The organism is Camelimonas sp. FR25 (assembly GCF_059740505.1).
This window is the reverse complement of record NZ_JCAWFG010000045.1, coordinates 187,993-201,225: the sequence shown is the minus strand read 5'-3', so window position 1 is coordinate 201,225 and position 13,233 is coordinate 187,993. Positions and strand designations below refer to the sequence as shown.

Genomic DNA, 13,233 nt, shown 5'->3' with positions numbered 1-13,233 from the left:
TTGGAGAGGCGCGGACCGACAAGCATGGGCGGTTACTCGTGCTTGGCGGCCGTGGGCGCGCCGCAAGTACCGCGAGCCCAGGGGACCCTGATGCGACAGTTATTTCAAGAAATACGGGTTCGTTCAACAACGCCAATCAGTGGTATGATGATACATCTGACGGTCCCGTTCATGCGAAAGTGACAATAGACGGAAAGACCTTCGATGCGGATCCGGCGTGGGTCGTCGTCGCGCCGCCGAATTATGGGCCGGATTTTGCAGGTTTCCGCACGCTTTGGGAATTGCTGCAGGAGACTTACATTGACGCCGGGATGTTGTCGGCTCCGGAAAAAATCTCCTTTTCCGAGCACATACTGCCTTATCTGCAGCGACTAACCGATTTGGCATGGGTCAATTCGGATTTTTTCAATATTTTCGGGGACGGTGTCCCAAATAGCTACAATTTCCGCGATCTTGATCTGGTGAAAAGACTCCGCACGCCTCCGTCAAGTGGTCGGGATGATAATCTCGCGCTCCGGCAGAGGATTCTGAAGGCGTTTCAAAACCCGTTTGCAATTACGAGTAACCATGCGGCATGGCCGTTGCTTTACGGAGATTCCTTCGGCGAGGATGTGCCAGAAGGCGGAGGGCCCTATCTGAATGAGGATGAAGTGTCGGACATGGGCGCACTGTCGCCGTTACGCTTGTCCTGGTTCACGCGTTGGGCCAATGGTGATTTCGTAGACGAGCCGCCTCCGCCGAGCTACGCCTCAATTGCGGACTGCCCGGTGACAGACCAGCCGGCGCTTCTCGATAAGGCGGCGCTGCATTTCTGTCTGGCTGACGCCTTTCATCCTGGATGCGAGGTGACATGGCCCATGCGGCACGCGAGACTGTATCGCGCGCCGTTCCGCATTCGCGAGGCAACTACAGAGCAGATCTATGTCCCTGTGAAGGGTGAGACGTTTGGTTACGCTGAGGCCAATACGCCAGGCCGCGCACTGGGACCACAACCTCCGGGCGGCCTGACGCGTTGGATGGCGCTGCCGTGGCATGGCGATACGTCTCGCTGCTGGGCGGGATATGACGCAGCCTTCGGTTTTGGTGACTTTACGCCAACTTATTGGCCTGCGAGGGTGCCTAATTCCGTTCTCTCGACCAACACCGCCGCTGTCATATTCAATCCTCAGCTTCCCAGGAGCCAGAGGCTGGACGCGTTTCGCCAGCGTGAAAAATGGTGGCGTAAGCTCTCGACCGACGCCGACAGTCGGATGCCTGATGAGGAAGAAACGCAGGCGCAGTACATGATCGCCCATTTCGCCTCGATGGGCATCGTCATGCAGATTCAGACGCCTGTAGACTTGACGGTCGGTCGTCCCGGAGACGCGCTGCCAACGGTCCTCTATGTGGAGATGACGGTGTGACCAGTTACGACATCGTTGTTGTCGGGGCTGGTTGCAGTGGGGCGGTCACGGCGTTCACCTGCGCCAGTCTCGGCGCCCACGTTGCGATCATCGACGATCGGGCGCGATATGCCGCGTTGAAGGTCGGCGAAAGTCTGTCCGGGCAGGGGCTAAATTTGCTCCGCCGGGCGGGGCTATATGGGCATGCCTTGCGCACCGGGCCAATCGACAACCCGGGTGACCTCGTGTGCTGGGGTGATAACGCCAGCCACGCCAAGGATTTTATCTTTGAGGCCTGGGGGGGCGGTTGGCACCTCAACCGGGCGGCGTTCGACGCGGCCTTGCGGCAAGCGGCTACCGAGCGCGGCGCCCGCTTTTACGATGGCCGTGTCAGCAGTATTGACCGCGCGGTCGACGGCAATTGGCGGGTAACATGGCGCGGGGGCTGCATCAGCGGCCGCCGCGTTGTCGACGCGAGCGGCCGTCGGGGGCTGCTGGCGCGTCGGATGGGGATCAAGCGCACCTATGACCCGCCCCTCATCGCCATTTACTGCTGGGGCGAGGACGTTGCCCCAGATCGCCGCACTGTCGTGGAGGCCCGGCCAGAAGGGTGGTGGTACACCGCCCCCATTCCCGGAGGCAAACGCGTTTGCGCGTTGCATGCCACCCCCGAACTGGCGCGATCCCTCATCACTGATGCGACACTTTTTGCCCAGCTGCTTCGCGATACGCTTTATATCGGCGCGTTTTTCGATTCCCAGCGGCTTTTGACACGCCTGCAAGCAGTGGACGCCCGAGGCTCTCGCCTCACGCACTGGCGCGGGCGCGACTGGATGGCTGTCGGCGACGCCGCCATGACCTTCGATCCACTGTCGGCGCATGGCATCGTCAATGCGATGGCGCATGCGTGGTTTGGCGGCCAGGCTCTGGTGGCCAGCCTGAATGGGGCGGATGCGGAGCTGGCTATCCTTGATGCGCAGATTGATGAAAAGCGTCGCCAGTATGTGACAGACATTTGCGCACTCTATGCGCAGGAGGCGCGGTGGGACGCGGCGTTCTATCGTGACCGCGCCGATCCAGGGCTCTACGGCGTGTCGGGCTGAAGGCTGGCAGGCCCGGCGTCTGTCGTCATGGGCTGACGTTTTTGCCCGACCATCGCCGTAGCGAGCAGATGGCGCAAACGCATGCTGGCGACGGTTGCGCCACGCGCTGGTGAATATCCTTGCAGCTCTGAGGAGGTCTTTGCCATGCTTGCGCCTGCGCGCCTGCGGACAGCGCCATTGTGCAAAGCAGACCATTTAATCAGAGTTTTGAGGCTGCTGATGTGGCGCAGTTACACGTCGCACAATCGCAAAAAAGTTCGGCCAGGCCCATGTCCGGCGCAATCCAGCCACAGTCCGCTGCGATTGACCAACCGCCCCTTGATATGTCGCAGGAGACGATGTCTGCGTATGGGCTGTCTGACGTTTACGGGTGGCGGCGACGCAATGAACGACACCATCACCAGCCGCTCCCAGCATGCGGCGCAAACCCTCGCCAACGCCAGTCAGCGCCGCGACGCTGGCTGGCTGGCGTTCGGCGGCGCGTGGTTTGTGGCGGATGCGTCCGGCGTGCTGTTTGAGCCGCTGAGCCAGACGCTGGTTGTCGCCGATTTGCATCTGGAAAAGGGCTCGGCGCTTGCGGCGCGCGGGGCGTTGCTGCCGCCCTGGGACACGGCCGCGACCCTGGCGCGGCTCGCCGCGGTTGTCGCCCGCCTGCAGCCACGCGTCATCGTGGCGCTTGGCGACAGTTTCCATGATGCGGGCGGGCCAGACCGGCTCGCCGCGACAGATCGCGCTGCGCTGGCAGGTCTGCAGGCCGGGCGCGACTGGATCTGGATCACCGGCAACCATGACCCGCACCTGCCCGCAACCCTGGGCGGCGATCGCCAGTCAGTTCTGACGCTTGGTGACGTCGCCATGCGGCATATTCCGTCGCCAGCCTTTGACGCTGGGGCAGAATTCGCCGGCCATCTGCACCCCGCCGCGCGTCTGCGGCTGCGCGGCCGCACGCTGCGCCGCCGCTGCTTCGTGGCCGATGCGCGCCGTTGCATCCTGCCAGCCTTCGGCGCCTATGCCGGGGGATTGAATGTGCAGGATCAGGCGATCGCCAGCCTGTTTCCTGATGGCATGCAGGTGCGCGTGCTGGGCGAACAGCGGGTGTTCGCCGCGGCGAGCGCTGTGTTGATCGCGGACTGAACGGGATCCCAACCCGCGTGTCGTCGCACCCTCTTGCGCCACGCGTCATGTCGCGTCGGGCGCGGACGTTTCGCCATCAGGCGGGCACGTCTGACAATGGGGTTTGCAAAGGCGCCGCACGCTTCACCCAGCCAGTCGAGTGTCTGCAGCGAAGGTGCCTCCGGCGCCCTGGTCTGCTATCAGCACGTGGCCCCGCAGCGCTGGCGTGGCGGGGATGGGGCGCCGGAGGCATCAATGCGCAAGGCTTTGGGTCAGTTCGACCTCTTTGAGGACGATCCAGGTTTCCGGCAGACGCCGCGTCCGGTTGCGTCGCCGGCCGCGCAATCTCGCCGTCGGGCGGGCGGCGCGGCTGCAAGGGATATGGAAGCCATGGCCCTGGCGCTGGAAGCCCATGGCGATTATCGCATTTTGCGGCGGCTGCAGCCGCGTCCGGTGATCGCGCGCGACCGTAGCGCTTTTCAGCGCCTGGGTGTGATTGTCGACACCGAAACCACGGGTCTACGCCACGATCTCGATGAGGTGATCGAGATCGGCGTCGTCGCCTTTACCTATGGTGATGACGGGACGTTGGGCGATGTCGTCGGCGTCTATGGCGCGTTGCAGGAGCCATCAGGTCCGATTCCAGCCGAGATCACCCGCCTGACCGGCATCACCGACGCCATGGTCGCGGGCCAGCGCATTGACGTTGCGGCGCTGGAAGCGATCATCGCCCCGGCAGATCTGGTCATCGCCCATAACGCCGCCTTCGATCGTCCGTTTTGTGAAAAGCTCACGCCCGTCTTCGCCGAAAAGGCGTGGGCCTGCTCCGTCAAGGAGGCGCCATGGCGTGACTATGGCTTCGAGGGCAACAAGCTGGGCTATCTGGTCGGCCAGGCCGGGCTGTTTCACGACGGCCACCGGGCGGTGGACGATTGTCATGCCCTGCTCGAGGTGCTGGCGCGACCTGTCGGGTCTGATGGGCAAACGCCGTTTGCGGCCTTGCTGGCGGCGAGTTCCGGCGTCAGCGTCTGCATCTGGGCCGAGCGCAGCCCATTCGACATGAAGGATCAGCTGAAAGCCCGCGGCTATCGCTGGAACGACGGCTCCGACGGTCGCCCGAAATCCTGGTGGATCGAGGTGGCCGAGGCGGAGGCGGAAGAGGAACTGCGCTTCCTCCGCGACGAGATTTACCAATGGCCCGAGGCGTCGCCATTCCGCCAGCTGCGCAGCGCCCACGACCGTTATCGCGAGGCGTAGGACAACGCGCGTAGCAATGGCCGCAGTCTGGCGGTCAGCGCTGCGGCGCCTCCACGTCAGGCGGCCTGCGCCGCGACGAAAGCGATCAGGCGCTGGTTAAACGACGTGGGATCGACAACGCTGAAGCCATGGCCCCCCTCGGTGGTCATCCATAGCGTCGCATGTGGCAAATGGCTGGCCAGTTGCTCTGAAGCGGTGAACGGCACAAGCACGTCGTCACGCGACGCCGCCACTAGTGTCGGGGTGGTGATGGCGGCGAGACGCTGGCTGACGTCGAAGGCCAGCAGGGCGCCGATCCGGGCCTTCAGATTGTCTGTCCCCTGAAAATGCGCCACGCCATGGGCGTCATCCTCTGCAAGCCGCGCGGCATGTTCCGATAGCCAGGCCGCCGGGTAAAGAAAGATGGGCTGGGCGCGCACATAGGCTTCAGGCCCGACATGGTCGAGCAGCGCAAGGCGCATGTCGAAGCAGCGGCGGGTGTGGCTGTCCACCTGCGCCCAGGCGTTGACCAGGGTCAGCGAGCTCAGGCGCTGCGGCGCCTCCAGCGCCAGTTGCAGGCCAATGAGGCCGCCGAGGGCATGGCCAACGAAATGGCAGGCGCTGACGCCCGCATCGTCCAGAATCGCCAGCACATCCCCGGCCATATGGCCGATGCTATAAGGCTGCGGCAGCGGCACGGCATTGCGCCCGGTTCCGCGCTGATCATAGACAATCACCTGAAACTGCGCCCGCAGCGCGTCAATCTGCGGGGTCCAGAACCCCGAGGTCCCGCCAAGCCCCGCAGCCAGGACAATGGTCTCGGCCTCAGGGCGGGAGCTGCGATAGATGTCGTAATTCATGGCGTCGCTTTCTGGCGTCGGGGCTGAGGCTGTTGCGCCCGCGACCGCCAGCTGCCGCAAAGGCGCCCCGACGCAGGTAAGGGAGGGCGAGGCGGGCGGGACGCCTGGATATCAGCGCGGGTGTGGTGCTGGGGCGCTTACGCGGTCCAGCACATGATCCTCGGCCTGGGCCGGTCCACCGGCGCGATCCGACCCGGAAAAAACCGGTGGGCGCCTGGCGTCGCTGCGCCGCGCAGCTGGGGATCCATTGGTCGCAGCGGTCTGGTGAAAGGCGGGGAGGAGGCGTCAATTCCCCCTGCCGCCTCGGTGTTGAGAGGGACGCGGCGCGTCAGGCCGCCTTGTCCAGATCAATGCCGAGCTCGCCCCAGATCGTCTCATACAGCGCGTTGAACCGCGGCAGCTGGCGAATCTGCAAGGGGTGGCGCTGGTCGGCGGCGATGCCGACCTTGTGCACCGCCTTCACCCGGCCCGGGCGGTTGGTGATCACCACGATGCGGTCAGCCATGGTGATGGCTTCGCCAACGTCGTGGGTCACCAGAACCACTGAACAGTTCCGCTCGCGAATGACGCGCGCCATGTCCGATTGCAGCACCAGCCGCGTCTGGCTGTCGAGCGCCGAGAATGGCTCGTCAAGCAGGATCACGTCCGGGCTGAAGGCGAGGGTGCGCATGAAGGCGACGCGCTGGCGCATGCCGCCAGAAAGAGCAGCCGGCTTACGATCTTCGAAGCCCTTCAGGCCGTAGGCGGCGATCAGTTCACGGGCGATGGGTTCGGCGTCCCTGCGGGCGACATTCCGGATCTGCAGGCCGATGATGACATTGTCGAGCACCGTGCGCCAGGGCAGCAGCAGGTCTTTCTGCAACATGTAGCCGACATGGCCAGTGGCCCGGGTCACCGGCTTGCCATTGACCTGGATGGAGCCGCGTGTCGGTTCAAGCAGGCCTGCGATAATGTTGAACAAAGTGGTCTTGCCGCAGCCAGAGGGACCGACAATGGCGATCACCTCGCCGCGGTGCAGGTCAAAGCTGACGTCGCCGATAGCGTAAACAGGCTCATCGCTGTCTTCATTGAAGGTCATGCCCACATTCTGGGCGCGCAGGACGACGTCGTCAGAGGCTGCCATGGCTGTTCTCCGTGGAGGGTGTTGCGCCGCAGGGGAAACCAGATGCCTTTACGGCAGTGTGCTGCGCCATGAAGGCGCGGATGATGCGGTTGAACCCGGCCGGATCAACACGGGACACGGCGTGGCCGCCCTGCGGCAGCTTGATCACCTCGGCCCCGTCGATGCGCGGCGCGATGGCGTCGGTGCAATAGGGCGGTGTGAGAATGTCGTCCTCGCTCACCAGCAGCAGCGTCGGGCACCGGATGGCGGCGTGGTAAGGCTTGCCATCAAAGCGGATGATGCCGTCGACGCGCGCCCTGAGGATGCTGGCGCTGGTGGTGTGGGTTACGGCTGCGGCGATCTCGGCGGCGATGCGCGCCTCGTTGTTGCGGACGAAACAGGGCGGATACAGAAACAGCGGCGTGGCGCGGTGATAGGCTTCGGCGCCCATCTGCACGGCGATGTCGCGGCGCAATTCGAGGCAGCGCTGCATCTGGGGATCGCGCTCCATCCAGGTGGCGTAGAGCACCATGGAGATCAGACGTTCCGGCGCCTTCGCCGCCAGCACCTGGCCGATAGCCCCGCCAGTGGAGTGGCCAACCAGATGCGCCTTGTCGACGCCGATGCAGTCCATCAGGCCGAGCAGGTCGTCGGCCATCATCTCGACGCTGTAGTCGCCCTCAAAGCGGCTGCTGCGCCCCGTGCCGCGATGATCATGCAGGATCACCTGGTAATGCTGCGCCAGTTCCTCAACGTTAGGGCCCCAATAGGAGGCCGATCCGCCCAGGCCAGCCACCAGCAGCAGCGGCGCGCCGGAACCGACGATCTCATAGTGAATGTCAGTGTCGGGAAGATGTGCAATGGGCACCGGATGTCTCCTCGGAGCAGGTTCCACAGCTAGGTCTGCGGCCTGGCCATGCAACGGGCGAACGGTGTGGCGCTACTTCCAGGTAATGCGCTTCTCGACCTTGCCGACAAGGTAGTCGAGGATGAGGGCGAGGATCATCAGGGCGAAAATGCCCGCCCAGACCGCATTGAGATTGTAGAGCGTGCCTGAGTAATAGACGAAGTATCCAAGGCCGGATTCCGCCGAGATATACTCGCCCACCACCGCGCCAATCATGGCGAAGCCGATGTTGAGGCGAAACGCCGAGGCGATCCACGGGATTGACCCTGGGGCAATGACCATGCGGAAGATCTGCCAGCGGCTGGCGCCCAGCGCCTTGAGCATCCGCACATAGTCATGGTCGACCTCCTGGGCGCCGGCGGCGCTGGTGATCATGGCGACAATGAAAGTGATGATGCCGGCGACAGCGATCTTCGATTCAATGCCAACGCCGAACCAGACGATGATCAGCGGCGCCAGCGCGATCTTGGGCAGGCCGTTCAGCGCGATCAGCGCCGGGCGCAACACCGCCGAGACGGTGGGCGACAGCCACAGCAGCAGGCCGGCGGCGGAGCCGAGGATGCTGCCGATCAGGAAGCCAATGATGGTTTCCTGCGCGGTAATCCAGCCATGGCCCAGCAGCACGCCGCTGGCTATGCCATTGACCAGCTCACGCCACACGCCAGATGGCTGGCCATACAGATAGACCGGCAGCACCTCACTGCGGATGCACAATTCCCACAGGCCGAAGAACAGCAGCAGCAGCAGGGCCTGCCAGGCAAGAATGCGTCCACGTTGCGCGCCTGGACGCCGCGCCTTGCGGCGGGCTCCGGCAGGAAGCGCGGTCTGCGCCATGGGCGCCGCGTCCAGGGAGGTCATGGGTTATTCCCCTACGTAAGCAGTCGTCGCGATCTCGACGAGCAGTTCCGGGCGCACCAGATCAGCGCGGATGCAGAAGCGCGGCGGCGGGTTCTCCGGGAAGTATTCGCGATACACCTCGTTCATCGCCGCATAGTCATTGAGATCCTTGATGAACACCTGGTTGAACACGACGTCCCTGAACGTGGCGCCGCCGGCCTCCAGCACGCCCTTGATGCTGTCCAGCACGATGCGCGTCTGGGCGCGGACATCGCCAATGCCCAGCGATTCATTGTTGGGGCCAAAGGCCAGCATGCCTGCGACATGGATAAAGCCGCCGGCCTTGCAGCCTGGGGTGTAAGGGGCTGCGGGAGCGGGGGAGCCCGGGGGGATCAGGGTCTGGATCGGCATGGTGTGGTTCCTCTCGGGTGCAGTTGCCCGCGAAAACAGCATTTTGCCTGTGTGACGCGCAGGGCGCCTCGGGCGGCGCCCGCCCCTTGCCCCTGCGTCGTCTGCAGCGCCGCGATCACTGGCGGCGGCTACGCAAGTTCGGCGCCATTACGTTGCGTCATGCAGCTACGGCCGTGGCGCAGGCGGCGCTGACGTCGGCCGACGTCGAAGTCCAGCCGAAGAATTTCTCGACGTTGTAGATGGTCGCCTGCTGGATGAAGTCTGGCCCTGCCTGGAAACAGGCGTCGGTGACCAGCACTGGATAGAATTCCTTGAAGAAGGCGTCGCGGATGGTCGATTCCACGCAGACATTGGTGGCGACGCCGCAGACAAACAGCGTCTCGACGCCGCGGCTGCGCAGGATGCTTTCCAGCGCCGTGCTGGTGAAGCCGCTGTAACGGGGCTTCGGCACGATGATGTCAGCGGCGTCCGGCGTCAGCAGGTCGATGATCTGGTAGTCCCAGCCGCCTTTGGTCAGCAGTTTGCCGGCCAGTTCCGGACGGGCCCGCATCAGCTTCAGCGAATTGCCCTTGAGCTGGTTCACGGAGCCGGGGCCGCCAGCCTCTTTCTGTTCTGCGTCCCAGCCATTCTGCAGCCAGATGATCTGGGCGCCGGCGGCGCGCATGGCGCTGGCGAGGGTGGCGATGACAGGCGCGACGCGCGCCGTCCCGGACAGGTCAACGCCAAGGTGCGAGAAATAGCCGCCTTCGCTGCAATAGCCGTTCTGCATGTCGACGATGATCAGCGCGGCGCGCCGTGGGTCGAAGCTGATGGCTTCCGGCTGGGCGGTTAGGGTGGTCGTCATGGTCCGCTCCGGGAAAACTGGACGCGCGCCCCGGTGCGGGGCGCGGCGGCGCCCCGGTGGGTTACGCATCGACATGTAAGGGTGTCTGGACGTTCGGAGGGCGGCCGCCGTCCGCGCCGCGCCTGGAACAGGCACGGTTCAGCTGAACGGCGCCTTGCTCCCTGGCTCAAACTTGTCCGCCGCTGTCTGATCCGCCAGACGCAGCGGCCGGCGCTCCGGGAGAGTCGCAGCCTTACTTCAGGGCGGCGACAGCCTTCTCGGAGAAGCTGTTGTTGACCATCTGGTCGAAGGGCAGCGTCTTCTTGATCGAGCCGCCGTCGAGCTCAAACGCCATCACCTCGTCCCAGTCCTTGCGGCTGATCAGCGGGTTATGCGGAATGGCTTTTGTATGAACCAGCAGGTTCTCCGCCGCGGCGCGAATAACCGCCTCGCTCACCTGCGGGAACTCCCTGGCGGACGTCGAGACAAACAGATCGCGGTCGGCGTGCAACGCCTTCTGCGCCTCGGCGAGGGCGTTGACATAGGCCTGGATCAGCCCCGGGTCCTTCTCCACCAGCGACTGGCTGGCGATGGTGGTGGTCAGCGCCATCTCGGGCAGCATGGCGCCAAGCGACAGCGGCGCCTCGAGACCAAACTTTTCCTTTGCGATCGACACGTCCCATTCGAACATTGAGGCGAAATCGGCGCGCCCGTCGAGCACCGCCTGGGCCTGGGCGCCTGGCGGCAACTGCAGGAACTTCACGCCCGCCGTCTCCGCCGTCATGCCTGCCTGCTTGAGCAGCTGGTTGATGACCTGCAGGGTCGAGGACGGGAACTTCAGCGTGGCGATGGTCTTGCCCTTGAAGTCTTCGGCGCTGGCGATCTTCACGCCCGGCCTGGCCACCGCCCACAGCGCCATGCCGCCCACCACCTTGGCGACATTCATCACCCTCGCGCCTTCGCTGGCGGCGTTCACCGACATGCCCGTGCCAGTGACGGCGAAGGTGGCGTTGCCAGACAGCAACACCGGCACAGCGGCTGCGATGCCTCCGGCGGAGGCGATGCTGACATCGAGGCCATTCTTCTTGAAATAGCCGCCATGTTTGGCCGCATAGAGCGACGCGTAAATGCCGAGGTGGATGGCTTCAGAAACCTTGATCTGCTTCAGACCCTGGGCGACGGCGCCGAGGCTGCCGAGGGCGGTGGCGGCCGCAGCCGCAGCGCCGCCCAACAGAATGGTGCGACGATTGACTGAAATGATGTTGGGCTTGGGAAAATGCGGCCCTGCGCGGTCAACCATCTGTCTCTCCTCAGGTTCGATATCCGCAGGCTAGGGCGCCGCCTTGCGTTCTGAAAAGAAGCATTTTTGTCATGCCAGATTGCCGAAAAGGCAACGCACTCATGCTGGGCGCCCTTGCGTCAATTCTGCACAAAACGTGCGCGCAGCGCCTGGCATTTGGCGTCATCGCAGCGGTTGCGCCTGGGCGAGGCGTCGCCTGCGATCAACGGCGTCTTGCGCCAGTCAGGCAAGGGACGTCGAGGAGGGCCGCGCCATCGAGGCGGGTCGATCCCGGTCTGGCACGACGACGGCAGCGGCGTCTGCTTGACACAGGGGCCGATGGCGGAGGGAGCATGCGCGCGGAAACATGAACGACGGTTTGCTGAGTTTCGTGCTGCGCTTGCGCAACACATGGCGCGCCCATCTGTCGTCAGGTGGCGAGGCCTGCGGCAAGCCGCGTATCCCGGTTACTTTGACCCCGCGCCCCCTTGAACGGCTGATGGCGCTGCAAAGCTTGGCAATAGATTCCCGCTTTGCAAAAGCTTAATAAAAGGTTAAATAGTTGCAGCCGAAACGTCAGAAACGCAGCCAGTGGTCGGTGACGAGATTACAGGATTGCCCATGGCCAGAAATCTGCTTCCATTTCTTGTCGGCATCGTCTTCCCGCTGGCGGGCGCCCTGTATCTGCTGGTTTACGCGTCGTGACACGTTGATCTGCGGCCTTGCCAGCCTTTTCCGGGCGGTCGCCGGCCGCTTGACTCTGCGTGCTTCTCTGGGGCGTTGTTGGGCGGTTTGCATGCCTCCGCCATGGCCGTCACGACGGCGGGGCGGCGCGGTCGCGCGAAGCTTGCGCAGCCGCCCCAATTCATATCCGGCGCCTCGCCTGAGCGATGAATTGCCGACGCGCCCACAGGGCTCACTGTGTTTCACAGATGCGTCCTGCCTCTTGCCAATTAGAATCACTTTCACCATTGTCCCGCGACACGCGACCTAACTGACAAGGGCTTGGAGAGAAGATGAAGGGCATTATTCTGGCAGGTGGTTCGGGCACGCGCCTGCATCCCTTGACCCTCGTCACCTCAAAACAGCTGATGCCGGTTTATGACAAGCCGATGATTTACTATCCGCTCAGCGTGCTGATGCTGGCGGGTATTCGCGAAATTCTCATTATTTCCACGCCGCAAGACTTGCCGCAGTTCCAGCGCCTGCTTGGCGACGGCGCGCGCTGGGGCGTCGAGTTCTCGTACGCCGAGCAGCCAAGCCCGGATGGACTGGCGCAGGCCTACGTCATCGGTGCGGATTTTGTGAAGGACAGCAATTCTGCCCTGATCCTCGGCGACAACATTTATTATGGCCACGGTCTCACCGACCTGCTCGGCCAAGCCCGCGCCCAGCAGGATGGCGCCACCGTGTTCGCCTACAATGTCACCGACCCGGAGCGCTATGGCATCGTCGAGTTCGACAAGGCCGGGCGCGCCCTGAGCATTGAGGAGAAGCCGGCCCGGCCACGCTCGAACTGGGCGGTCACGGGCCTTTATTTCTACGACAAGGACGTGGTCGACATCGCCGCCAACCTCAAGCCGTCGCCCCGCGGCGAACTCGAGATCACCGACGTCAACCGCGCCTATCTCGAGGCCGGCAAGCTCAATGTGCAGCAGATGGGCCGTGGCTTCGCCTGGCTCGACACCGGCACCCATGACAGCCTCGTCGACGCCGCGAATTTCGTGCGTACCCTTGAGAAGCGTCAGGGCCAGCGCATCGCCTGCCCTGAAGAGGTGGCGTACGAGCAGGGCTTTATCGACGCACAGCAGCTGGAGCGTCTCGGCGTCGAACTCGGCAAAAGCGGCTATGGCCAGTATCTGGTGCGCCGGGCGCATGAAGGCGGCGTCGTCACATCCATCGTCGGCTCACGTCGCACCGCCTGACCAGTCCGTGGTTCGTGCAACCTGGCGGCGCAACAGTCTGGCGTCGTCCCGCGGAACGGGCTGCTGGTCGTTGCGCCCTACGGCCTGACAAGCGCCATGGGCCTATCCGCTTCGTCATACGCCAGGCGCCCAGGTCCCATTTGCCTTGCTCTCGAACCTGGGCGATTTTCTCCCTCACATCCGCGCGCCTCTGCCAGGACTGCCGCCCTCGGAAACCCGCGTGGCGGCCCTGAGCCGGCGCAGGTCTCTGGTCTG

14 protein-coding genes are annotated in these 13,233 nt (G+C 64.1%); 6 read left to right on the top strand and 8 right to left on the bottom strand.

What is annotated here, in order from left to right:
• From AC6A67_RS06485 to AC6A67_RS06470, 4 genes are all read left to right on the top strand, one after another.
• A partial coding sequence (locus AC6A67_RS06485; protein ID WP_498035727.1) for a LodA/GoxA family CTQ-dependent oxidase occupies positions 1-1,403 on the top strand: 1,403 nt, incomplete at its 5' end.
• Complete coding sequence (locus tag AC6A67_RS06480; RefSeq protein WP_498035726.1) at positions 1,400-2,485, top strand: NAD(P)/FAD-dependent oxidoreductase; 1,086 nt, start codon at positions 1,400-1,402, stop codon at positions 2,483-2,485. The genes AC6A67_RS06485 and AC6A67_RS06480, both read left to right, overlap by 4 nt.
• A 384-nt stretch (positions 2,486-2,869) precedes the next feature.
• Entirely contained in the window at positions 2,870-3,619 is a 750-nt protein-coding gene (pdeM, locus tag AC6A67_RS06475) for a ligase-associated DNA damage response endonuclease PdeM (protein WP_498035725.1), read from the top strand.
• A 234-nt stretch (positions 3,620-3,853) separates the two neighbouring features.
• The gene (locus AC6A67_RS06470) at positions 3,854-4,855 is read left to right on the top strand and encodes a 3'-5' exonuclease (RefSeq protein ID WP_498035724.1); all 1,002 of its coding nucleotides are present in this window, start codon (positions 3,854-3,856) and stop codon (positions 4,853-4,855) included.
• A 56-nt stretch (positions 4,856-4,911) separates the two neighbouring features.
• Here AC6A67_RS06470 and rutD read toward each other — a convergent pair whose 3' ends face one another.
• From rutD to AC6A67_RS06435, 7 genes are all read right to left on the bottom strand, one after another.
• Positions 4,912-5,694 (bottom strand): pyrimidine utilization protein D, encoded by a 783-nt coding sequence (gene rutD, locus AC6A67_RS06465; RefSeq protein WP_498035723.1) that lies wholly within the window; start codon positions 5,692-5,694, stop codon positions 4,912-4,914.
• Positions 5,695-6,022: 328 nt separating this feature from the next.
• Positions 6,023-6,817 carry an ABC transporter ATP-binding protein gene (locus AC6A67_RS06460; RefSeq protein WP_498035722.1) on the bottom strand — a complete coding sequence of 265 codons (795 nt, stop codon included), beginning with the start codon at positions 6,815-6,817 and terminating at the stop codon, positions 6,023-6,025.
• A complete protein-coding gene (locus tag AC6A67_RS06455; RefSeq protein ID WP_498035721.1) occupies positions 6,804-7,664 on the bottom strand; it encodes an alpha/beta fold hydrolase in 861 nt (286 codons plus the stop codon). The genes AC6A67_RS06460 and AC6A67_RS06455 overlap by 14 nt, the downstream gene beginning before the upstream one ends.
• Before the next feature lie 72 nt (positions 7,665-7,736).
• Positions 7,737-8,561, bottom strand: a complete 825-nt coding sequence (locus AC6A67_RS06450) for an ABC transporter permease (RefSeq protein WP_498035720.1) — start codon at positions 8,559-8,561, stop codon at positions 7,737-7,739.
• 3 nt (positions 8,562-8,564) lie between these two features.
• Positions 8,565-8,951, bottom strand: a complete 387-nt coding sequence (locus AC6A67_RS06445) for a Rid family hydrolase (RefSeq protein WP_498035719.1) — start codon at positions 8,949-8,951, stop codon at positions 8,565-8,567.
• Between the two features lie 157 nt (positions 8,952-9,108).
• A complete protein-coding gene (locus AC6A67_RS06440; RefSeq protein ID WP_498035718.1) occupies positions 9,109-9,795 on the bottom strand; it encodes an isochorismatase family protein in 687 nt (228 codons plus the stop codon).
• 232 nt (positions 9,796-10,027) lie between these two features.
• Positions 10,028-11,074: an ABC transporter substrate-binding protein gene (locus AC6A67_RS06435; protein ID WP_498035717.1), complete on the bottom strand. Its 1,047-nt coding sequence runs from the start codon at positions 11,072-11,074 to the stop codon at positions 10,028-10,030.
• A gap of 346 nt (positions 11,075-11,420) precedes the next feature.
• Here AC6A67_RS06435 and AC6A67_RS06430 point away from each other — a divergent pair, with 346 nt between their 5' ends.
• Positions 11,421-11,600, top strand: a complete 180-nt coding sequence (locus tag AC6A67_RS06430) for a hypothetical protein (RefSeq protein WP_498035716.1) — start codon at positions 11,421-11,423, stop codon at positions 11,598-11,600.
• Between the two features lie 29 nt (positions 11,601-11,629).
• Here AC6A67_RS06430 and AC6A67_RS06425 read toward each other — a convergent pair whose 3' ends face one another.
• Positions 11,630-11,983, bottom strand: coding sequence for a hypothetical protein (locus AC6A67_RS06425; protein WP_498035715.1), 354 nt, complete (start codon positions 11,981-11,983; stop codon positions 11,630-11,632).
• An 86-nt stretch (positions 11,984-12,069) separates the two neighbouring features.
• On the opposite strand from AC6A67_RS06425, the gene rfbA reads away from it, so the two are divergent.
• Entirely contained in the window at positions 12,070-12,978 is a 909-nt protein-coding gene (gene rfbA, locus AC6A67_RS06420) for a glucose-1-phosphate thymidylyltransferase RfbA (RefSeq protein WP_498035714.1), read from the top strand.
• Positions 12,979-13,233: the final 255 nt, after the last annotated feature.